The sequence below is a fragment of the Aerococcus tenax genome, assembly GCF_003286645.3.
In the GTDB taxonomy this organism is placed as follows: domain Bacteria; phylum Bacillota; class Bacilli; order Lactobacillales; family Aerococcaceae; genus Aerococcus; species Aerococcus tenax.
This window is the reverse complement of the sequence record NZ_CP127382.2, coordinates 491,934-513,887: the sequence shown is the minus strand read 5'-3', so window position 1 is coordinate 513,887 and position 21,954 is coordinate 491,934. Positions and strand designations below refer to the sequence as shown.

Below are 21,954 nucleotides of genomic sequence, written 5' to 3'. Positions count from 1 at the left end.
GCTCCTAACTTTGTTTTTCTAATAAGGCGACAAAAAAGCCATCGCTATTAAAATGATGTGGTAAGATTTCCAAGCAAGCAGCATTGATCAAAGATGGCTGTAAAACTTCCTGCCACTCGGGACCAATGGCTTTGAGGGCGAAGTCTGGGTGAGTCGCTAGAAATTCTTCGACCACTTGCCAATTCTCTTCTGCTGTTATTGTACAGGTACTATAGACCAAGCGGCCAGCCTTTTTTAGTAGGGGACTGACATTATTTAAGATTTCTAATTGAATTTTTTGCAAATTCTTTAGATCTTGAAAACCCTTGTTTAACTTGGTATCCGGTTTACGGCGGAAGAGGCCCACACCTGAACAGGGAGCGTCAACTAAAATGCCGTCAAAGCTTTCCGTTGGAAATTTTTCACCTAGTTGGCTGGCATCCCCTTGTTGGATACTTACCTGACTATCGACATGCATGCGTTTAACATTATCAGCAATTAAAGGTAATTTATTCTCAGCAATATCAAAGGCTAAGACCTGGCCCGTTTTACCTACATATTCAGCTAATTGGACCGTCTTGCCCCCAGGTGCCGCACAGGCATCTAGGACCCGGTCGCCAGCTTTGGGATTCAAGATATCAACGGCAAGACTAGCAGCCTCATCTTGAATAGTAATGATCCCCTTCTCAAAGAGTTCAGATTGCGCTGGATTACCGGTTTTAACTTTTAGCTGGTGAGGAGCTATCTGACTGCTTTGGTTAGGAAAACCTTGATCGGCTAAACTCTGACTAATTTTGTCCTGGTCCTGCCAATAGTCGCGACTAATTCGCACATTAACCTGGGCTGGTTCTACCATGGCTTGGGCAATTTGCTTGGTGATTTCAAAGCCAAAGCGTTGAGTAAAATATTTCACCCAATCTAAGGGCAAGCTAGTCTCTAAGGAAAGAACATAGGACTGGTCGCTTGCCTGCTGGCTAATAAAGTCCTCGATGGTCGGATAGGTCCGGAAGAGATTGCGCAAGGTCCCATTGGTAAAACGTCCCAAGGTCTGGTTACCGCGCTTCTTAGCGATACGCACGGCCTCGTCGACAATGGCGTGGTCAGGAATGGCATCGAGATAATAATGCTGGTAGGCTGATAATTCGAGTAGGGCTAGCAGCCACTTCTTGGTCCGCTTATAGCGTTTCAATACCTGTTTTAAGAGTTCTTGGAGGGTCCAATGGAATTGCAGACTCCCGTAAACTAGGCGGGTATAAAGATCTCGGTCCGAGTCTCCTACCCGACTGTGGCTGAGAACCTGGTTGACTTCTTGGTTAACAAAGGCCTCGCCCTTATAGACTAGGTCTAGGGTTTCCATAGCCTGGTAGCGGGCGCTAGCTTTGAGGCCTGAGGGCTTATTGGAATGTGTCGCCGACTTCAATTTGACCCGCTCCTCCATTAATAAAACTCGTAATATCCATGGCCTTCTTTCCTGCTGGTTGGATTTCAGTAATAGCTAAGACCGTTCCGCTTCCGCAAGCCACTAGGAAACGGGCTGGTTTCTTGTCAATAGCGATCACCGTTCCTGGGACTTGATCAGTTTCATCGTCTTCAAGCACTTCACTTGCCCAGATCTTCCAGCGCTTGTCATCAAAGAAAGTGTGGGCCACTGGCCAGCTATTAAAGGCCCGAACTTGGTTATGGATTTCTTGGGCAGTATTGTCCCAGTTGATCCGCTCCTCTTCCCGGGTGATATTAGGTGAAAAAGTTGCTTCCGCTTCATTTTGAGGAGTCTCAGTCACTGTTCCATCAAAGAGAGCGGGTAAGGTTTCTAGCAATACTTGACTGCCCAGTTCACTCAAGCGGTCAAACATTTCAGCGACAGTAACTTGGTCATCAATCGGGATAGCGGCTTGCTTTAGGATTGCTCCAGCGTCCATTTTCTTAACCATACGAATAATACTTATCCCGGTCTCCTTTTCTCCCTTCCAGATGGCGTAATGGACAGGTGCACCGCCCCGGTACTTGGGTAAGAGGCTGGCGTGAACATTAATGGCCCCGTATTTGGGGTAATTCAATAAGCGCTCAGGTAAAAATTGTCCGTAAGCAGCAGTCACGATTAAATCGATATCGCCTTGGCTGAGTAGTTGGTCGAGGTCTTGGTCTTGACTGATTTTTTCAGGTTGATAAACGGGAATATCAGCCGCTTGGGCGGCTTCTTTAACCGCTGAAGCTTGGAGGCGGTGTTTACGTCCCACGGGTCGGTCAGGCTGGGTAACCACGGCACTAACTTCATAGTCAGGGTGGTCAATTAAGGCCTGTAGACTCTTCACCGAAAATTCTGGTGTCCCCATAAATACAATTTTTTTCATAATGAATAACTTCCTCCTCAGTGCAATCTATATCCCCTGTCTTTCTATAGGAAAGATAAAGGTTCTACATCAATTGAGACATAGAGTTTCTTTTTACTCCAGTCTTGAGCCAAGTCACGGATTTCTTGGAATAGGGGCTGAATGTGTGCTTGATTGCGGTACTGGTACAAAATTTGATAATAATAACGGTTTTTAATCCGAGAAATGGCATTTTGACTGGGACCAATGACATAGTCCTTACTGCCCTGGCTGCGTTCACGCAGTAAAGTGGCCAAGGTTAAGGCCGCTTTAAGGGCATCTTTTTCATTAAAGTGTGAGATAGATAATCTGATGGTATAGAAATAAGGGGAATAATGGTTGAGTTTACGATAGGTCATTTCCTTTTGGTAGAAGCGGTCATAGTCATGGTGCTTAGCAAGTTGTAGGGCATAGTGGTCGGGATTAAAGGTTTGGATCATCACTCGTCCTTCTAAGTCGCCTCGGCCCGCCCGTCCGCTCACCTGGGTTAAGAGCTGAAAGGTTCGCTCTGAAGCCCGGAAATCAGGCAAGTAGAGGGAAGTATCCGCATTGATCACTCCCACTAGGGTAATATTAGGAAAATCCAATCCCTTAGCTATCATTTGCGTTCCCAATAATATATTCGCTTCGCCACTAGCTACTTTGGCTAACAAACGCTCATGGGCGCCCTTTTTACGGGTGGTATCATTGTCCATTCTGACTAAGTTCTTACCAGGAAAGAGTTGGTAGATCTCTTCTTCAACCTTTTCCGTCCCACTACCAAAGGGACGTAAGTGTTGGCCTTGGCAGAGGGGGCAGACTTGGGGGTAGGGCCGGCTATAGCCACAATAATGGCACTGCAAACTGCGATCACTATAATGATAGGTTAGGGAAACATCACAATTTTGACATTGAAAAACATACCCACAATCCCGACACATGACATAATTAGCATAGCCCCGCCGATTAAGCATGAGGGCCACTTGTTGGCCCTGGCTTAAGGTTTGATCGATGGCTTCTTTGAGTGAGCGGGAGAATTGATAGTAATTTTTATGCTTAAACTCTTCCCGCATATCGATCAAGTCAACTGCTGGTAAAGACTTACCGTTAATCCGTCCAGGGAGACTAAGCAAGTGGTAGACCCCATTTTGGGCTCGGGCCCTACTCTCTAAGGCGGGTGTTGCTGACCCTAAGAGTAAGGGACAGGAATGATAAGACGCGCGCCACTTAGCCACATCCCGGGCATGGTAGCGCGGGGCTTCCTCTTGTTTATAAGTGGTCTCATGTTCCTCATCAATAATGATGATGCCAATATTATCAATCGGGGCAAAAATCGATGACCGAGCTCCCACGACTACCCGGGCATCCCCCCGACGCATCTTCCGCCATTCATCAAAATGCTCGCCAACGCTTAATTGACTGTGAAGGACAGCGACCAAGTCTCCAAAGCGCCCCTTCAGTTGGGCCACCATTTGTGGGGTCAAGGCAATTTCTGGTACCAATAGAATGGCATTTTGCCCTTGGTCGAGGGCTTGGCGGATTAATTGCAGGTAAACTTCCGTCTTTCCACTACCCGTCACCCCTTGCAAGAGATAGGTGTCATTAACTTGGTCACTAATCGCCTGTTTGACTTCTTGGTAAACCCGATTCTGATCGTCAGTTAAGGGTTTATCTTGGGTTCTTTCTTGATAGCGGTCGGCATAGGGATCACGGTTGACTTCAACCTCAAATAACTTTAACCAGCCGAAATCTTGGCCACGGCGGATAGTTTGTAAGGAGAGGTCATAATTCTCCCGCAACCATTTGACGCTCACCCGCCGCCCTTCAAGTTCCATAAGCACTTCACAGAGTAGGATCTGCTTTTTAGCAGTTTTTCTAAGTTGGTCGCGCTCCTGTTCTAATTGGTCTGCATCCATCAAGGGTTGGATCCATTTTTCAGTTTTATAATGTTTGCGGTCAGCAACCCGGTAGTCAACACTGACCTCGCCTGCCTCTTTTAAAGCTAGCAAGTCTTTTAACTGGTCGGCTTCCTCAGCTGTCTCCCAAGCCACTTCTTCCTGGTCTCTAAAGTAGCTTTGCCGGTGTTGGTAAGTCAATGTCTCACTAGGAACGAAGTACTTATGGTAGTCCACCTTCAGTAAGCGGGGCAGCATGGTTTGGTAACAAGTCACCACATAAGAAAACAAATGCTCGGCCATATCTCGACCCAGATTCAACATTTCCGGAGTTAAAACCGCTTGGTCATCAAGCAGGCTAGTGATTTCCTTAAGTTCACCTTCAAATTCACTGGTCGCGGTTAATTCCACCACATAGGCCAGTACCTGGCGAACACCAAAAGGAACTTGGACGCGCATCCCCACCTGAATCAAGTCCTGATAGCGGTCGGGAATATAATAATCATAGGGATGGTCAGTCTGCATGGTGGGGACATCAACAATGACCCGGGCAAAACGGGGGACTCTTGTCCTTTCAGTGACCATATCCATTCTCCTTTCCGCTATTTCTCTATCTATTGTACTAAAACTTAAATCAGCTTCCAACTATCTCTAGTTTTCTTAAGCACGAAAAAAAGACCGGTTAACCGATCTTTGTTCGTGCTTATTATTAGTTAAGGCTTTCGTCCTTAGCTAAAGAATCTGGATCAATACCTAAGTCACCAGAATTAATCTCTTCTAAGGCTTGGCCAACATACTTAGGAGAATGATAGTCTGTTAACATCGGATTTTGGTTTTCTTGAAGTTCGTGGGCCCGTTTAGCGGCAATGGTACACAGAGAATATTTAGAATTTACTTGCTTTAACAAAGAATCAATCGATGGATAAATAATCATAATTAATCTCCCTCTCCTAGATAATTCTCAACAATATCGTCAATAAAACGGTCAACTTTCAAATGTTCTGCCTTAATGATGGTTTGGATCCGTTTTACCGCTAAATCCACATCATCATTTTCCACCACATAGTCATATTGGGTCATTAATTGCAACTCGGTACGAGCCTTGTCCATCCGTTCCGCAATCACTTCTGGACTGTCCGTTCCCCGGTTAACAATGCGTGATTCCAATTCTCTTAAATTTGGTGGCGCCAGAAAAATGAAAACCCCATCAGGCATCCGCCGTTTTACCTGCAAGGCACCCTGCACTTCAATTTCTAAGAAGACATCCTTTCCTGCATTAGTCATTTTATCAATGTAATCCAGGGGTGTCCCGTAAAAATTTCCTACATATTCCGCATATTCTAACAACTTTTCATCTTCGATCATTTTCTCGAACTCTTCTCGCGATACGAAAAAATAATCCTTTCCGTCTACTTCCCCTTCACGTGGTTGACGTGTAGTTGCTGAAACGGAATAGAAAAATTGCTTTTTTTCTTGATCAGTCTCAAATAATGCTTTACGGACCGTCCCTTTACCTACCCCAGAGGGTCCTGAAAGCACAACCAATAATCCTTTCGATTTCATAGAACACCTTTCATCCTTTAAAAGTTTATAAAGTGTATCATACCACAAATTAAAAGACTTGTCGTAAATTATTTAAATAAAGTAAATAATTAAAAGTCCTTATTCTTTTCATGACTAAGTGTCGCATGGAATAGACAGGCAGCCACACGATCTTTATTAGAGTTAAGTTCATTTTAGCATAGATTTATCCCTTTGAAGCGATTTTACTTCACTTAAAAGCTTTCTCACCTATAAAAAAAATCTGTTCGAATTTCGCTTGACACTAGAACGAACGTTCGCTATACTATAAATCAGTTAGAACAAACGTTCTGAAATTGTTTATTTTTATTATTTAAGGAGGGTCTAAGATGCAAAATCCAAGTCAATCGTTCTCATGGAATAGCTTAATTCATAATATTATCCCGTTAAGTTCACAGACAAACGTCGCTAGACCGTTACAGTCCATTAATAAAACCCCCGCTGAAAAGCTTACAGACCTAGCGCCTAGTTCAGGAAATGATGCCCTATCCAGTCAGATCAAGGATTACCAAAAACAACAGCTTCCCGTCTACATTACCGTTAGACGCAATATGGGGAATATGTATACCAAGGACACCCTCTTTGGCTATTTTCAAAAATATTCTTCCCATCCCCAAAGTCAAATGGTTATCTTTGAAGATATCGATAGCGAGGTTAACTTTATGATTCCTAAGCAAGAAATCCTTGCCATCTGGGAACCCAACGCCTAGAATGAGCACTTATTTATAACGATTCAAGTACTTTACTAAATAAAAACTTCTACCATCACCAAAATAACTTCTCAATCATCGTTTAACTAAGAAAAAGCCAGTTTACTCACTTTCTTGATGTCCTTCCTAAGCGAAGCACTAAGAAATCCCCCAGAGAGTAAACTGGTTTTTATTTATCAATTAATCTTAAAGAGCCTCCGTAATGAGCTTCCGTTTTGCTTTTGAAATTAAATTATATTTTTATAAAATCGGTGCCAAGAGACGAGAGCCCTTTTGTTTGAACTTCTTCCAACCGGATTGATTGTCGAAGTATTCTTGGGTCAAAACCGTTGAATCCTCTAAGTCACGTTCATATTGGGCAATCAATTCAGCCACCACCGCCTTATCATAGATAAAGGCATTTACTTCAAAATTCAAGCGGAAAGAACGAATATCGAAATTAGCGGTCCCCACACTGGCAATCCGATCATCCACAATCATCATCTTGGAATGCAAGAAACCCTTGTCATAACGGTGGACATGGACGCCAGAGGCTAAGACTTCCTTACTATAGTATTCAGTGGCCCGATAAACAAAGGGGTGGTCCGGCTTACATGGGATCATAATATGGACTTCAATACCTGACAGGGCAGCAAGTTCCAAGGCCTCCAAAATCGGCGAATCCGGAATAAAGTAAGGCGTGTGCAAGTAAATCCGTGACCTGGCCATGGTGATCATCTTCAAATAACCCATCTTAATTTGGTCGGTTTCATCTTCAGGTCCCGAGGAAACAATTTGCATAGGCACTTTATCTTCAACCGGGAATAAGGGGAAATAGTCATGGGCCAATTCAGGTTCAGCCAGTAAAAGACTAGTATCCTCGTCCGTTGACGCATACCAGTCAACCACAAAGCGACTTTGCAGGGCTTGAACCGCCTCGCCAACTACCCTTAAATGGGTATCGCGCCAGTAACCCAAGGGCCCCTTACCGATATATTCCTTAGCAATATTAAAGCCGCCAATATAGCCAACCCGCCCGTCAATAACAACAATTTTGCGGTGGTTACGGAAGTTCAAGCGGAAATTTTGAATCCAGGTCGAGTAACCAAAGAAGGCCGAAGCCACTCCCCCTGCTGCTCGCAACGCTTCTAAATCCTTATCCTTTAACTGACGACTTCCTAGGGCATCATAGAGGAGCCTGACTTCAACCCCCTCTTGGGCTTTTTTAGTCAGGGCGTCTAAGACCCGGTTACCGACCTCATCAGGAGTAAGGATATAGTATTGGATATGAATATGATGCTTGGCAGCTGCGATATCCTTTAAGAGGGCTTCAATTTTTTCCTTGCCCTCATCAAAGATTTCAACCTCATTATTAGCGGTTAAAATTGAAAAATTAGAGCGGTAAAGCAAGATAATTAATTCTTGCAGTTCAGGATCATAGTCAGAGATAAAACGCTGTTTGCCCGAGTCATCAATGTTTTTATTGACTAGGGTGGTCATCCCCATGGCTTCCTTCTCATTCAATTGGAAGATCTGTTTATCAGAAATTTTCCTTCCCAAGAAAAAGTAAATCACAAAGCCTAGTCCCGGTAATAAGATTAGGACAAGTAACCAAGCCCAAATCGTCGCTACTGGCCGCTCTTGGCGAAAAACCGTATAAATCGCCGACACCGTATTAATTAAAATAATGGCAATAATTAAAATATTTACCCAATTGGTCATAAATCCTAACCTCTCTCTCAAACTAAATAAGATTATAGCAAATTTCACAATAAATAAAAATAAAAACTAAAAGGCATACTTCCCCTAATAAGCAAAAGAGCTGGAGCCAGTGCTCCAGCTTCCTTGGGCTGTATTTGCTTTAATCATCATTCAGTAAGCGAGAACGCTCACGCCTTGATATATAAGGCGTATTTTTAGGGATAAAGTTCTTAGCCGAAACATTCATAATCACAATCAAGATAATCAGGCTAAGGGCAATATTCACCAAGGCTGACAGGGCATTTTGTTGGAAGTTAACCTGGGTGGTTAGGCTAAGATCACTGACTAAATATTCATAAGTCAGGAAACGTACTAAGAAATAGGATAGCCATGCCAGGATAGTGCCGGTTACCAAGTTAAGATAGGCCGACCCCATCCGGCGATTATGCAAGGTCCGTTGTAAATTACGGGCAAAGAGACCCGCAATGCCTAAACAACCACTAGCGATAATCATACCAATAATTTGACCGATATGGTCAGCCGGGTTATCCAGTCCAATGCAGGAAACGGCTCCTAACAAGAGGCCAGCGAAACTTCCGGCAAAATTTCCGCGCCTGAAAGCATAGTAAATCAGCAAGGTATAGCCAATTCTCAAAGCAATTCCCCACTCGGAAATAACCGCTGGGAAAATTAACTGAATAAGAAAAGCTAAGGCTAGGTAAAGTAAGCCTTCAACGATAATCACTAAACGTTGGGAAGATTTCATAACTTAGTCCTTTCTAATGCTAGGATTTCGCATCTTGTTTCTGCTTGTGATTTTTATTGCGCTTGTTTTTTGGATTCGGTTTATTATTTTTCTTGGAGTTATTTTTTTGGTTGGAATTGTTCTTTTGATTGGAACTATTCTTTTGGTTTTCTTTCTTGAAGTTACGCTTACCGCGACGGTGAGAAGATTCCATGATCACCGGTAAGACCATGGGACGGCGGTTGGTTTCCTTGTAGAGGTATTTAGCCACTACTTCCCGAATTTTACCCTTTAAGTCGGCCCAGTCAAAGTTCTTCGGATCTGCTAAGGCCTTCTCAACCTCTTCACGCACCAGTTCCTTGCTGGCGTTAAGGAGGTCGGTACTTTCCTTCATAAAGACAAAGCCTCGAGAAATAATTTCCGGTTGGGAAAGAATCTTGCCTTGGCTTCTCGAAATGGTCAAGACAATCACAAAGATCCCATCTTCTGAGAGAATCCGGCGGTCACGTAAGACAATATTACCAATATCGCCAACCCCACTCCCATCAACCAAGACATTCTCAGACGGAACTGAGCTGGCTAGGCGGAGCTTACCTTTTTCATATTTAAGGACGTCACCCTTTTCAAGTAGGAAGATATGGTCATCATCATAGCCCAGGCTTTGAGCAATTTTGCCGTGAGCATGTAAGAGACGGTATTCTCCCGACACCGGCACCACATAGTCTGGGTTGAAAAGGCCAATCAAGACTTCCAAATCCTTGGGTGAAGCGTGACCACTGGATTTATAAGCCGATAAGACTTGGAGGGCATGGCCACCAGCCCGGTAGATCTCATCTTCAGTATCAGCCATCACGGTTTCTAAGCCCACGGATGGACTCGAAGTAATCAAGACTAAGTCGCCCTTTTGAATTTTAATATTCTTGTGCGAGCCCTTGGACATGGCTTGTAAATTGGTTAGGATTTCCCCGTATTCGCCAGTCTCCAAGATAATAATTTCATCGTCAGCAAAGTTCTTTAAATTGTCATTAGGTTGGATCAGGTTCTTGGAAGGGATGGTGAGCTTGTTCAAGCGAATGGCCACATCGATAATTTCTTCAATTTGGTCGCCTGATAAGAAGACATGGCGGTTAGTTGCCCGCGCCACATTTAAGACTTGTTGGATCCGTAATATATTACTATCCACCGTGGCTAAGACGACCCGTCCACTAGCCTTGTCCACTTCCTTTAAAATGGCCTGTTCCAGTTTTTCTTCCGAGGTATTCTCAAAATAGGAATCCGCATGTTGGGAATCACTCAAGAGGGCAATTACGCCAGATGAGGCAATTTCGCCAATGCGGTTAAAGCTGGTCTTATAACCATCACCAACCGTCAAATCAAATTTGAAGTCCCCGGTATAGACGATGCTGCCTTCTTCAGTTTGGACTGCAATCCCCAATGATTCTGGGACCGTGTGGGTCGTACTGAAGAACTTAACCACAGCATCATCAAAATCAATCTCGTTAGAATCATCGATCACGTAGAAGTCTTTGAAGTTCTTCACCCCACGCTTCTTACAATTGATCTTAGCTAATTCAATGGTCAATTCCGTCCCAAAGACAGGAACATTAACCTCTTTTAAGAGATAAGGCAGGGCCCCAATCGCATCAGCATGGCCGTGGCTCAAAAAGACCCCAGCTACCTTATCCTTGTGTTCGATGACATAGGTAAAATCAGGGATCATGATATCGACCCCTAACATTTCATCAGGTGGGAAGATTAGGCCACAGTCCAAGATAAAGATCTTATCATTGACTTCGACCAGGTACATGTTCTTACCATCTTCACGAACACCACCCAATGGAATAATACTTATTCCACTCATTACAACTCCTCTTTCTTCTTACAAAAATTCTTTATAAAGGAAAGAAGCATCTTTATAACCTATTGGTAAAGATGCTCACTTCATCTTTTATAGTTTTTAGATCAAATTCCGAGCAATTAAGGTTTCGGCAATCTCGATGGAATTATAAGCCGCACCCTTCCATAAATTATCGGAAACGATCCATAGATGGAAGCCATTCTTCACATCCAAGTCTTGGCGAATCCGTCCCACAAAGGTTTCAGGACGATTGACTGCATTAACGGGTTGCGGATAGACTTGTTGCTTCACGTCATCTTCCACAATCACATTGTCTGCTTGGTCTAAAACAGCCATCAAGTCCTCAATGGTCACATCATCACGGTCAATTTCGATATAAACGGATTCGGCGTGACCTTTAACGACTGGTACTCGGACACAGGTTGCTGAAACAGGTAAATCAGGACGACCTAGGATTTTCTTGGTTTCATTGGTCATCTTCATTTCTTCAAAGGTGTAGTGATTATCTTGGAACTTATCAATTTGCGCCAGGACATTGAAGGCCATTTGATAATGTTTTTCATCACCAGCTACCGGTAAAATTTTAGGTTCGTCAATCGAATCACCGGATAAGATATCGCGAAATTGATTTTCCATTTCCAGAACAGCTCGAGTCCCTGCACCAGAAACCGCTTGATAGGTCGACACAATGACCCGCTTTAAGCCAAAAGCCTTTTCAATTGGTCTTAAGGCCATCACCATTTGAATGGTTGAACAGTTAGGATTGGCGATGAGACCGTGGTGGTTATCCATGGCTTCTTGATTAACCTCTGGGACAATCAAAGGAGTGTCTTCATCCATCCGGTAGGCGCTGGTGTTATCCACCACAACTGCTCCAGCTTCAACGGCCTTAGGCGCAAATTCCTTAGACCGATCGCCACCAGCTGAGAAAAAGGCAATATCGATACCTTCAAAAGAATCAGCAGTTAATTCTTCTACAGTATATTTTTCATCGCCTACGCTTAATTCTTTTCCAGCAGAACGGCTAGAAGCCAGTAAGCGCACCTTGTCATAAGGAATCTTGGATTGCGCTAATAAATAACGGAGTTGTTCGCCCACAGCTCCAGTCGCACCAACAATAGCGATATTATATTTCTTTGTCATGTTTACACTCCCTCTATTTTCATGTTTGATCAAGCTTATAACTCATTTTACCAAATTATCAAGGCTTTCACAAATTAACTTCATTGTAAAGTATCAATAGACAAAAAAGAGTGCGGCAAGCGTGCCAAAGAGCAAGATCGTTGGAAGAAAAGGATGTAAAAATTTTTAAAGAAAATTTTTCGTGATTTCCTGAAGCGAACGCTTGCTCTGCGCTTGGAGCAGGTTTTGATTAGATCCTTGCTACTAAAAAAGGCTAGAACTTTTGTCCCAGCCTTCCTTTATAAAAAAATAAACTTATTCAGCGTCTTTGTCGGTCAAAGCCTTCATGGAGAGGTTGATCCGACCACGGTTATCGACTTCAATGACTTTAACTTTGACTTGGTCACCAATTTGGACCACATCTTCAACCTTATTGGTGCGTTTATGTTGGAGTTCAGAAATGTGAACCATCCCGTTTTGTTTAGGGGTTAATTGGACGAAGGCGCCAAATTTCTCAATCCGAGTAACGGTTCCAGTAAAGACTTGGCCGACTTCAATTTCCAAGGTGAGTTCTTCAATGATTTCAATGGCCTTATCAATCATGGCCTCATCACTGGAAGAAATACTTACTTGGCCATCGTCATCGATATCAATCTTGACTCCGGTAGCTTCGATAATCTTATCGATGGTTTCGCCACCCTTGCCGATGACTTCACCGATCTTTTCAGGTTTAATTTGAATCATCTTAATCTTCGGTGCATAAGGGCTGAGATGGTCACGTGGCGCATCCAAGGTACCTTGGAGATGGTCAAGCAGTTGCATCCGGGCAACTTTAGCTTGGGCTAGGGATTCACGGAGGATATCTTCAGTGATTCCTTTGATTTTAATATCCATTTGCAAGGCGGTAATCCCTTGTCTGGTTCCGGCTACCTTAAAGTCCATATCGCCTAAGTGGTCTTCGAGGCCTTGGATATCGGTTAGAATAGTATATTTATTGTTATCTTCTTGGTCCATAATCAAGCCCATAGCGATCCCCGCTACGGGTGCTTTGATCGGCACACCAGCATCCATCAAGGCCAGCGTCCCTGCACAAATAGAAGCTTGGGAAGAAGACCCATTAGATTCTAAGACTTCAGCCACTAAACGAATGGTATAAGGGAATGCCTCTTGGGAAGGGATCACTCTTTGTAAGGCCCGGTGACCTAATTCCCCGTGACCAATTTCCCGACGACCTGGTGAACCGTAACGACCGGTTGACCCCACTGAATATTGAGGGAAGTTGTAGTGGTGGATGAAGTGACGTTCGGTTTCAGGACTAATCCCATCCAAGGGTTGGTATTCAGATAGGGGCGCTAGGGTACATGCGGAGAGAACTTGGGTTTGTCCCCGGGTAAATAAACCAGACCCATGAACCCGTGGCAAGAGCCCTACTTCGGAAGAGAGGGGACGAATTTCGTCAATCTTACGCCCATCAGGACGGACCTTGTCTTCGGTAATTAGACGGCGAACTTCGTCATACTCTAACTTATCAGCTAGGGCCACAATTTGATTATGTTTAGCGACAAAGTCTTCGTCATCTAAGAATTGGCTATCGTAAAACTCAATCATTTCGTCCTTAACCGCTTGAACGCCCTCTTCACGTTCCAACTTGTCAAAGATTTGGATGGCGTCAACCATTTTTTGATGGTAGCGAGTATAGACTTCCGCTTCAGTTTCTGGAGCAAAAGCTTCCGCTTCAAAAGGCATTTTTTCTTGGCCGACTGCTTGACGGATCTCTTCTTGGAAGTAGCAAAGTTCCTTAATGTTGGCATGACCAAACATCAAGGCTTCTAACATTTCTTCTTCACTTAATTCTTGGGCAGAGGATTCCACCATATTAATAGCCGTTTGAGTCCCAGCAACAGTCAATTCCAAATCAGATTGGGCTTGTTGGTCTAGGGTTGGGTTAATCACTAAGTTGCCATCTACACGGCCCACATTGACTCCCGCAATAGGGCCATCAAAAGGAATATCCGAAATGGTTAAGGCCACGGAAGACCCTAACATCGCCGCCATTTCTGGGCTACAGTCATTATCTACGGACATGACGGTGTTAATCACTTGGACTTCATTTTTGAAACCTTCGGGGAACATGGGCCGGATGGGACGGTCAATCAAACGGGCAGTTAAAGTGGCATGTTCAGTTGGCCGGCCTTCTCTTTTAATGAAGCCGCCTGGAATTTTACCAGCAGCATATTGTTTTTCTTCATAATTCACTGTAAGAGGAAAGAAATCTTGGCCTTCTTTGGCTTCCTTAGCCCCAACAACAGCGGTTAAAACGACAGTATCTCCGTAGCGGACCAGGGCCGCAGCATTAGCCTGTTTAGCCAGTTGACCGACTTCGATTTGGAGCGGACGGCCCGCCCAATTCATTTTAAATACTTGTTTTTCAGACATATTTACTCCTTTTCTACCCCAACCACCTACTAAGCAAGGTTATATGTTTTTTCTAAAGCACATAACTTTGATTAGTAAGAGGTCAATATAGGGGCTTTATCTCAATTTTACTTTAAAAAAAGCGAGACTCCAAAGAATCTCGCTTTTTGTGGGCTTGGAACCCGTTCGCTTCAATTAACGACGTAAACCTAAACTCTTAATCAAGTTACGGTAACGAGTAACGTCTTTGTTACGTAAGTAAGCTAGTAAGTTACGACGGTGACCGATTTTCTTCATTAAACCACGGTAGGAATGGTGGTCTTTCTTGTGAGTTTTAGCGTGTTCGTTAAGGTTGTTGATATCTGCAGTTAATAAAGCAATTTGTACTTCAGCAGAACCAGTATCCCCTTCATGTGTTGCGTATTTTTCGATAATAGCGTCTTTTTCTTCTTTAGTTAATGCCATTATATTCACCTTTCTTTCTCTTGTATTCTTCCATAGTCTGAGTAAGCCGTTGGTGATTCGGCTGACCAAGAAAATGGTTGTGCTATAGCACAGCAGTCATTATACGAGAAATCGGTTAAACTTGCAAGAAATATCCCTAATTTTACTCGACATTACCATCAATTTTTGGCCTTTTTCCAGTTTTTCACTTAAAATAAAGATAATTATAATAAAGGAGAAGTCTTATGAAACATTTAGATCGAACATTCTTCCCCCATTTACTCGGCTCGCTACTTGCCTTGATCCCCTTCGCCTTAATTTGTTTAACGGCAGCCATCCATCCTGCCTTTATCCAAGGGGCTGATCAGGCGATTGGCGGAGCACTATTTGCTTGGGGGCCTCAGTGGTGGCAGACCTTTGTCACTTACTTCACCGAAATGGGGACCACGGTTTATATTATTATTGTCGCCCTCATTATCAGTGCCATTCTCTATTACTTCAGGTACCGTTTCCTAGGGATTTGGTTTTCTAGCCAACTTATTCTTGGTGTCCTGCTCGGTAACCAAAGTATTAAGTATATTGTGAAACGTCCACGCCCTAGTTTCATCCAACCCCTTATTGAACAAGGCGGTTATTCCTTCCCTAGCGCCCATTCCATGGGGAGCGTCTTAATGTATGGGGGCTTGTGCTTAATTGCTTTTTACTTTGTCCGTTCTTACAAGAAGCGACAAATTTTAGGAATTGCTGCAGGGATCCTCTGCCTAGCCATTGCCCTCAGCCGGGTCTATCTTGGCGTTCATTATTTTTCCGACATCGTGGCCGGCTTATCCTTAGGGGTAGCCTGGTTAAGCTTATCCAGCACTCTCTTACCTGCTTTTCCGAGGGCTATTAAAGATGAGCCAACTGACCAAGAAGGCGAGCAAGCCGAAGACTGGGGAGATGAACCAGAAAGTCCTGATCCAGCTGAAGAGGAAGAATCCACGCCCCAGCTCCATGTTATCCACAGTAAGAGTGAGGATCCAGACACACAGGACCGCTTCATCACTAGCTTAGACACTGCTGAGGGCCAAGACTTAGCTGACGATTTAGAGAAATTGGAAGCAGAGCCTGACCCTAGTGATGACAATAAGGACTAGTCAAAAACAAAAGATAAATCTGAAGAGGAAATAGCTCCTCTTTGCTAAATTAGGCAAAGGGGAGCTATTCTTTTATGGTTATTTACTTTTTTACTGTTAATAAGCATAGTTTATATAATTGAGTAATATCATTTTATCTTATATTCCGCTTTGAGTTCTAAGATAATATCCCGCAATTCAGCCGCTTTCTCAAAATTCAGGTCTTTAGCGGCTTGACGCATTTCTAATTCCACATTGTGGACAGCTTCTTCTTTTTCATTGCGGTTCATGCCCCGGATGGTATCCATGAGCGATTCATTTTCTTCTGCATTGTTCACTGCGGTAGTAATGCGGATGGAATCACGAATTTCTTTTTGGATGGTTTTCGGGGTGATGTGATGTTCTTCATTATAAGCCTCTTGAATCGCCCGACGTCTAGCAGTTTCATCAATGGCTGCCTGCATGGACCCGGTCACGGTATCAGCATACATAATCACATGGCCATTTTCATTACGAGCAGCCCGGCCAATGGTTTGAATCAGCGACCGCTCATTACGGAGGAAGCCTTCCTTGTCCGCGTCTAAAATAATCACCAGAGACACTTCTGGCACATCGATCCCTTCCCGCAGGAGGTTAATCCCCACCAGAACATCGAAGACGCCCAGACGGAGGTCACGGATAATCTCGGTCCGCTCGAGGGTTTTAATATCCGAGTGTAGGTATTTCACCTTGATGCCGACCTCTTCTAAGTAATCGGTCAGGTCTTCTGACATTTTCTTGGTCAGAGTGGTGACAAAGACCCGGTCGCCTCTATCGACTCGCTCATTAATTTCACTAATCAAGTCATCAATTTGACCCTTAATCGGGCGAACTTCCACTTTGGGATCTAAGAGACCGGTTGGCCGGATAATTTGTTCCACCACTTCGCCATTAGACTTCTCAATTTCATAGTCTCCAGGGGTAGCGGAAACATAGATAGCTTGGTTGACCCGTTCTTCAAATTCAGCTAATTTCAAAGGCCGGTTGTCTAAGGCACTAGGCAGGCGGAAACCATAATCGACTAACTGTTCCTTGCGGGCCTTGTCGCCGTTGTACATACCACGCACTTGGGGCATGGTCATGTGGGATTCATCAACCATGAGTAGGTAATCGTCAGGGAAGAAATCAAGCAAGGTATATGGGGGTTGACCAGGAGCCCGACCGTCCATATGGCGGGAATAGTTCTCAATCCCGTTACAATAGCCCATTTCTAATAGCATTTCGATATCATAGCGAGTTCTCTGTTCCAGACGTTGGGCTTCTAAGAGTTTGCCTTCATCATTAAACTTCTTCAATTGAACTTCCAATTCAGCCTCAATGGAGTCAACCGCTCTTTGCATCTTGTTATAATCAACCACAAAGTGAGTGGCCGGATAGATGGGATAGTGTTTGACGTCATTTTTGACTTCACCGGTCAAAACATCAACTTGACGAATCCGATCAATTTCATCGCCAAAGAACTCTACCCGGATGGCTTCACTATCGCGGGAAGGCAGGAAGACTTCCACCACATCCCCGCGTACCCGGAAAGTCCCACGGCGGAACTCAATGTCATTACGCTCATACTGCATATCCACCAAACGCCGCATAAAGTCGTTACGGTCAACTTCTTGGCCTTGGCGGATAGAAAGGACATGGTTTTTATATTCCATTGGGTCCACTAAACCGTAGATACAGGACACCGAAGCCACAATGATGGTATCACGGCGTTCCAAAATCGATGAGGTGGCTGAGTGGCGGAGCTTATCAATCTCATCATTGACTGAGGCCGATTTTTCAATATAGGAATCGCTCGAGGGCACATAGGCCTCCGGTTGGTAGTAGTCATAGTAAGAGACAAAGTATTCGACTGCGTTATGGGGGAAGAATTCCTTGAGCTCTGAATACAGTTGCCCCGCTAAGGTTTTATTATGGGCTAAGACCAAGGTCGGCCGGTTGGTTTCCGCAATGACATTAGCCATGGTAAAGGTCTTCCCGGTCCCAGTACCGCCCAAGAGGACCTGGGCCTTATCGTTATTTTCCACCCCTTCAACCAGTTTTTTGATGGCTTGGGGTTGGTCCCCACTGGGTTGGTAGGATGATACTAATTCAAACTTGCCGTCCACTTTACTTCACTCCATTTTTTCTTTTCTCCTATCTAGTTTATCACGACTAGGACCTAAACCCTATTTTAAGCTTCCAAGGACTAAGTAAAATTTCTCTTGCCAGCCTGGTCAAATTTCTGTATAATATTCATGTTAGTGACCTGTTCACTTGAAAAAGCGAAAAAAGAAAGAGGTGGACTCCATGGCAAACATTGCATCAGCTATTAAACGCGTACGTCAAAACGAAAAGAACGCTGCAGTAAACTCTGCAAAAGTCAGCGAAATGCGTACCGCTATTAAACGTTTCGAAACTGCTGTCCAAGAAGGCGCAGACAACGTCGAAGAATTACACCAACATGCTCAAAAATTAGTGGACCAAGCAGTTTCTAAGAACTTAATCCACGCTAATAAAGCAAGCCGTATTAATTCACGTATGGCTCAAAAATTAAACAAATAAAAAAGCCACCGCTTCTCTTAACTGGCCTAAGCCGTTGAAGAAGCGGTGTTTTTTTGTGTATTTTTTTATCTCTGACTAGGCCGCAAAGCGCAAGATAAACCATTCAATGCCTAAGTTAGGGTCTACCTGGCCTGACTTAATCTCATAATCCAACTCCACCAAGTCCTGGTAAGCCGCCAATAATTGCTGGCCATCGTAGGAGCGCATTTGTTTCATACTCATCTTGACCCGGTAAGGATGGGCCCCTAAAGACTTAGCAATAGCCCCTTGGTCATAACCTGAACGGGATAGCAGAGCAATCTGGCTAAAGAGACGGAAGTTAGCCTCTAAGAGAGCTAAAATCGCAATGGGCTGGTGTTTTTCCTGGATCAGGGTCCGATACAAGTCCAAGGCCGCTTCCAGGCGGTGGGCCATGACATAGTCAGTCAAGTGGAAGATATTATTATCCAAGGAAGGCGACACCACGGTCTCGACATCGTGCTTAGTGATACGGTCTTCCTGACCCACAAAGAGAAAGAGCTTCTCCAATTCATTCATGGCACTCGATAGCTGATAGTTGGTTCTTTCCAAAAACAGCTGTAATACCGAACGATCCATCAAGTAGCCCGCATTTCTGACATAGTCCTTGATGTAGTTAGTCGTAGTCGCCTCATCCGCCAAGGAAACATCGACCAGATTGGCGGCTTTTTTTAACTGCTTAACCACCTTCTTGCGGCCGTCTAATTTCTCAAAGTCACAAACAAAGACCAGGGTCACGTCAGGAGCCGGTTCAGCCATATAATCCAAGAGGGCTTGGGTATTTTCCTCCTTCTTCCCTTTTTCTGTACTTAAAAAAGCCGGCTGGGTCAGCCAGATAATCTTGGGCTCAGAGAAAAAAGAAATGGTGTTGGCCTCGACTAAGGCCTCTTCTAAGGAATGTTCTTCTAAGTCTAAGCGGACAAAGTTGAAATCACTGACCGCTTCTTGGTCCCCAATGACCGCTCGGCTTAACTGATTTTCAAATTCTTGGATCAAAAACTTCTCCTCCCCTAGTAAGAGGTAGATAGGATCCACTTGTCCTGCTTTTATTTTCTGTATCGTGCTTTGAAAAGTCATGACGCCCCTCCTCACATCCCATCTATTTTAACTGACAAGGCCGACTTTGTCATTAAACAAGTCATTCTCCAATAGAATCTTCTTCCCCCGCTGCTTTTACCGTCTTAAAATCATAATGCCTTCCCAAGTAAAAATAATGGATAGCCCCATCCCGGTCAGTCCGAAAAGTCGTCGCCTGAACCCTAGATAGATCATCGAGAACCCGGTCACTGGGATGGCCGTAGCGGTTATTCTCTCCCACTGAAATCAAGGCGTATCGCGGTTGCCAGAGAGCGATTAAGTCACTAGGGCTGGAATGGTCAGAGCCGTGGTGGGCTACCTTCAAGACATCGATCGGGCCTTTTATCTTTTCTGCCATTTGTGCCTCAGCCTCCCCGTCAATATCCCCTGTAAAGAGAAAAGTCAAGGGACCCATGGCCCCTAACATGGCTAAGGAATCTTCGTTTTTCCCTGCTCCTGCCTCTTCTGGCATCAAGACCTCTAGGGCCATGGACCGACTGAGACTCAGACTTTGGCTGGCTTGGAGCCAGAACACTTGGATATGGGGATTCTTACTGGCTTTGAGCGCCTGATCCAAGATGGTTAGAACTTCATGATCTTCCTGCATGCCAATAGGTAAATAAAGGGTGTCAACGGAAATCTGCTTAATAATTTCAGGTGCCGAGCCATAGTGGTCAAAGTCGCCATGGGTCAAGAATAGCCCGGCTAGTGAGCGAACTCCCTGGGCGGCTAAGGCAGGCTGGATCTGACTTTCAAACAAGGTCCGTCTGGGTCGCTTTTGCCAGTCTTCTTTTGGGAAAGTGGGTCTGCCAGCTGCATCAATCAGGTAGGCCGAGGCAGAAAACGGCGGTTTGACGAGGATACAATCCCCTTGACCAATATCTAAGACAGCTACTTGCCCTAGAGGGGATAAATATGGGAAAAGATATAAGCCTAAGAGAGCCAAAGTCAAGGCCAACCAGCCCCGTCCTTTCCTGTAAGCTAAGACTTGCCGGTCTAACCAATAAGCGAGCACCAAACAATATAACAGGATAAAGACAAAGGGCATATGGCCAGTTAGCCAGTAAAATCCGGGCAGGTCACTAAAAAAGACCGACAACTTCTCTAGATGAAGGATCACCCAGGTCAGGGGCAAGGCTACTAGAGGCACTAGCCAACCTAATCCTCCTATCCCTAAGCCCACTACCAGGAGAAGACCTGGAAAGAGACAGACGGAAAATAGCCAGGAATAAAAGTAATTGACCCACAAGGCTAACCAAGAGAAACCAGCCTGACTGACAATGAGAAAAGGAATGGTGACCAAAGTACAGGCCAGGGAGAAGATGAACTCTTCCTGCCAAGCATGCTTAAAGGGTGGCGCTTGTTTAATGATTAATAGGGTGGCAGTTAGGGCATAGGACAACTGAAAACCTAAAGAAAAAATCGCCTGGGGATGAATAAGGAGGATAAACACTACCGACCAGGCGAGTCCAGCCCAGGGATCGACAGGTCGATCAGTTTTTCTTTGAATAAAGGCGTATAGATAAGACCCAATAGCCCGAATCATCCCATAAGGTAAGCCGAGTAAACAGCCATAAAGTAGTAAAACGATTAAAGCAATCCATTGATAGTATTCTACTAAGACCCCCAGGCGGAGAAGTGACCGCTTCAAAAGGGCTAATAAATAGTTAACATGAAAACCCGACAAGGAAAATAAATGAATAATCCCAATTTCCTGGTAGGCAGCCATGGCAGAAGGATCAATGCTTGACTTATCATTCAGGAATAAGGCCTGGAAATAATACGCCAAGATTCCTAAGTCTAATCCCTGTAAATAGGTATAGATGCTCTGGCGGAGGTTGGGCCAAAAATAAGACCAATAGGGTAAATCAGCCAGTCCCTGAGCCGTCTCTACCTCAAAGACCCAATAAATCTCTTGCCTGCTTAAATAGGCCTGGTAGTCAAAGCCATGAAAATTACGCTGACCTCCAGGAAGAGTTAATTGGCCTAGGAGGTTTACTTGAAAGGATCGCCCTTGATTTAGCCAAGCCGCTTGCTCAGCCTCAGATTTTAAGTAATAAAAGACTTGAAATTTTTCTCCCGTTGCCACTTCTTGGCCTTGAAATTGGACTAAGTCGCCTTCCACCTTCAAGCTATCGATAGCCACTTCTAAAGTTAAAGCAGCTTCTCCTCCAGTAAAATGAGACGTTCTTTGACTAAGGAGATAAAGATAGGCAGCCATCAGACAGTGACTGACAAGTAGCCACTTGACCAGTCCCTTCTCCTTTAAGGCAATCACCCGTCCCCAGTACCAGAGGTAGAAAATCAGCGTCCAGACTGATGGCGCCAGCATGAGAGCAGTCAGTAAGAGGAGGCCCAAGGCTAACCAAAAAATCTTCGTCTTCATC

The 21,954-nt window shown here is 44.4% G+C and carries 17 protein-coding genes; 3 read left to right on the top strand and 14 right to left on the bottom strand.

The genetic code is table 11. The features are described 5' to 3' along the window. Positions 1 to 4: 4 nt before the first annotated feature. From rsmB to gmk, 5 genes are all read right to left on the bottom strand, one after another. Positions 5 to 1,399, bottom strand: a complete 1,395-nt coding sequence (rsmB, locus tag DBT50_RS02315) for a 16S rRNA (cytosine(967)-C(5))-methyltransferase RsmB (protein WP_181566046.1) — start codon at positions 1,397 to 1,399, stop codon at positions 5 to 7. Beyond that, a complete protein-coding gene (gene fmt / locus DBT50_RS02310) occupies positions 1,374 to 2,330 on the bottom strand; it encodes a methionyl-tRNA formyltransferase (RefSeq protein ID WP_111851807.1) in 957 nt (318 codons plus the stop codon). Before fmt ends, rsmB begins: the two co-directional genes overlap by 26 nt. A 44-nt stretch (positions 2,331 to 2,374) precedes the next feature. Next, on the bottom strand, positions 2,375 to 4,807 hold the full coding sequence (gene priA, locus DBT50_RS02305; protein ID WP_111851808.1) for a primosomal protein N': 2,433 nt from the start codon (positions 4,805 to 4,807) through the stop codon (positions 2,375 to 2,377). 124 nt (positions 4,808 to 4,931) lie between these two features. After that, a complete protein-coding gene (gene rpoZ, locus DBT50_RS02300) occupies positions 4,932 to 5,156 on the bottom strand; it encodes a DNA-directed RNA polymerase subunit omega (RefSeq protein ID WP_013669681.1) in 225 nt (74 codons plus the stop codon). Positions 5,157 to 5,158: 2 nt separating this feature from the next. Further along, on the bottom strand, positions 5,159 to 5,785 hold the full coding sequence (gene gmk, locus DBT50_RS02295; protein WP_111853064.1) for a guanylate kinase: 627 nt from the start codon (positions 5,783 to 5,785) through the stop codon (positions 5,159 to 5,161). A gap of 347 nt (positions 5,786 to 6,132) precedes the next feature. Here gmk and DBT50_RS02290 point away from each other — a divergent pair, with 347 nt between their 5' ends. Continuing rightward, entirely contained in the window at positions 6,133 to 6,513 is a 381-nt protein-coding gene (locus tag DBT50_RS02290) for a hypothetical protein (protein ID WP_111851809.1), read from the top strand. Positions 6,514 to 6,753: 240 nt separating this feature from the next. Here DBT50_RS02290 and cls read toward each other — a convergent pair whose 3' ends face one another. The 6 genes from cls to rpsO form a co-directional block, all read right to left on the bottom strand. Continuing rightward, the gene (cls, locus tag DBT50_RS02285; RefSeq protein ID WP_111851810.1) at positions 6,754 to 8,214 is read right to left on the bottom strand and encodes a cardiolipin synthase; all 1,461 of its coding nucleotides are present in this window, start codon (positions 8,212 to 8,214) and stop codon (positions 6,754 to 6,756) included. A 139-nt stretch (positions 8,215 to 8,353) separates the two neighbouring features. Next, positions 8,354 to 8,959, bottom strand: a complete 606-nt coding sequence (locus DBT50_RS02280; RefSeq protein ID WP_111851811.1) for an energy-coupled thiamine transporter ThiT — start codon at positions 8,957 to 8,959, stop codon at positions 8,354 to 8,356. Between the two features lie 19 nt (positions 8,960 to 8,978). After that, on the bottom strand, positions 8,979 to 10,799 hold the full coding sequence (locus tag DBT50_RS02275; protein WP_111821337.1) for a ribonuclease J: 1,821 nt from the start codon (positions 10,797 to 10,799) through the stop codon (positions 8,979 to 8,981). 96 nt (positions 10,800 to 10,895) lie between these two features. Further along, positions 10,896 to 11,939 carry an aspartate-semialdehyde dehydrogenase gene (locus DBT50_RS02270; RefSeq protein ID WP_111851812.1) on the bottom strand — a complete coding sequence of 348 codons (1,044 nt, stop codon included), beginning with the start codon at positions 11,937 to 11,939 and terminating at the stop codon, positions 10,896 to 10,898. Positions 11,940 to 12,233: 294 nt separating this feature from the next. Beyond that, complete coding sequence (gene pnp / locus DBT50_RS02265; protein WP_111851813.1) at positions 12,234 to 14,354, bottom strand: polyribonucleotide nucleotidyltransferase; 2,121 nt, start codon at positions 14,352 to 14,354, stop codon at positions 12,234 to 12,236. A 174-nt stretch (positions 14,355 to 14,528) separates the two neighbouring features. Next, on the bottom strand, positions 14,529 to 14,798 hold the full coding sequence (gene rpsO, locus DBT50_RS02260) for a 30S ribosomal protein S15 (protein ID WP_013668480.1): 270 nt from the start codon (positions 14,796 to 14,798) through the stop codon (positions 14,529 to 14,531). 224 nt (positions 14,799 to 15,022) lie between these two features. Here rpsO and DBT50_RS02255 point away from each other — a divergent pair, with 224 nt between their 5' ends. Beyond that, positions 15,023 to 15,913 carry a phosphatase PAP2 family protein gene (locus DBT50_RS02255; RefSeq protein WP_111851814.1) on the top strand — a complete coding sequence of 297 codons (891 nt, stop codon included), beginning with the start codon at positions 15,023 to 15,025 and terminating at the stop codon, positions 15,911 to 15,913. Between the two features lie 128 nt (positions 15,914 to 16,041). Here the strand turns inward: DBT50_RS02255 and uvrB are convergent, their stop codons facing one another. Continuing rightward, positions 16,042 to 18,036 carry an excinuclease ABC subunit UvrB gene (gene uvrB / locus DBT50_RS02250; RefSeq protein ID WP_013668746.1) on the bottom strand — a complete coding sequence of 665 codons (1,995 nt, stop codon included), beginning with the start codon at positions 18,034 to 18,036 and terminating at the stop codon, positions 16,042 to 16,044. 181 nt (positions 18,037 to 18,217) lie between these two features. Between uvrB and rpsT the strand changes: the two genes are divergently transcribed. Continuing rightward, positions 18,218 to 18,472 (top strand): 30S ribosomal protein S20, encoded by a 255-nt coding sequence (gene rpsT, locus DBT50_RS02245; protein WP_060777862.1) that lies wholly within the window; start codon positions 18,218 to 18,220, stop codon positions 18,470 to 18,472. Positions 18,473 to 18,547: 75 nt separating this feature from the next. On the opposite strand, the gene holA is transcribed toward rpsT, so the two are convergent. Together holA and DBT50_RS02235 are read right to left on the bottom strand one after the other, a co-directional pair. Beyond that, positions 18,548 to 19,567 (bottom strand): DNA polymerase III subunit delta, encoded by a 1,020-nt coding sequence (gene holA, locus DBT50_RS02240; protein ID WP_111851815.1) that lies wholly within the window; start codon positions 19,565 to 19,567, stop codon positions 18,548 to 18,550. 61 nt (positions 19,568 to 19,628) lie between these two features. Beyond that, a complete protein-coding gene (locus DBT50_RS02235; RefSeq protein WP_111851816.1) occupies positions 19,629 to 21,953 on the bottom strand; it encodes a DNA internalization-related competence protein ComEC/Rec2 in 2,325 nt (774 codons plus the stop codon). Position 21,954: the final 1 nt, after the last annotated feature.

Coding starts and splice junctions, on each gene's coding strand:
- fmt (WP_111851807.1), bottom strand. CDS start 2,330: ATGAAAAAAATTGTATTTATGGGGACACCAGAATTTTCGGTGAAGAGT.
- priA (WP_111851808.1), bottom strand. CDS start 4,807: ATGGTCACTGAAAGGACAAGAGTCCCCCGTTTTGCCCGGGTCATTGTT.
- rpoZ (WP_013669681.1), bottom strand. CDS start 5,156: ATGATTATTTATCCATCGATTGATTCTTTGTTAAAGCAAGTAAATTCT.
- gmk (WP_111853064.1), bottom strand. CDS start 5,785: ATGAAATCGAAAGGATTATTGGTTGTGCTTTCAGGACCCTCTGGGGTA.
- DBT50_RS02290 (WP_111851809.1), top strand. CDS start 6,133: ATGCAAAATCCAAGTCAATCGTTCTCATGGAATAGCTTAATTCATAAT.
- cls (WP_111851810.1), bottom strand. CDS start 8,214: ATGACCAATTGGGTAAATATTTTAATTATTGCCATTATTTTAATTAAT.
- DBT50_RS02280 (WP_111851811.1), bottom strand. CDS start 8,959: ATGAAATCTTCCCAACGTTTAGTGATTATCGTTGAAGGCTTACTTTAC.
- DBT50_RS02275 (WP_111821337.1), bottom strand. CDS start 10,799: ATGAGTGGAATAAGTATTATTCCATTGGGTGGTGTTCGTGAAGATGGT.
- DBT50_RS02270 (WP_111851812.1), bottom strand. CDS start 11,939: ATGACAAAGAAATATAATATCGCTATTGTTGGTGCGACTGGAGCTGTG.
- pnp (WP_111851813.1), bottom strand. CDS start 14,354: ATGTCTGAAAAACAAGTATTTAAAATGAATTGGGCGGGCCGTCCGCTC.
- rpsO (WP_013668480.1), bottom strand. CDS start 14,798: ATGGCATTAACTAAAGAAGAAAAAGACGCTATTATCGAAAAATACGCA.
- DBT50_RS02255 (WP_111851814.1), top strand. CDS start 15,023: ATGAAACATTTAGATCGAACATTCTTCCCCCATTTACTCGGCTCGCTA.
- rpsT (WP_060777862.1), top strand. CDS start 18,218: ATGGCAAACATTGCATCAGCTATTAAACGCGTACGTCAAAACGAAAAG.
- holA (WP_111851815.1), bottom strand. CDS start 19,567: ATGACTTTTCAAAGCACGATACAGAAAATAAAAGCAGGACAAGTGGAT.
- DBT50_RS02235 (WP_111851816.1), bottom strand. CDS start 21,953: ATGAAGACGAAGATTTTTTGGTTAGCCTTGGGCCTCCTCTTACTGACT.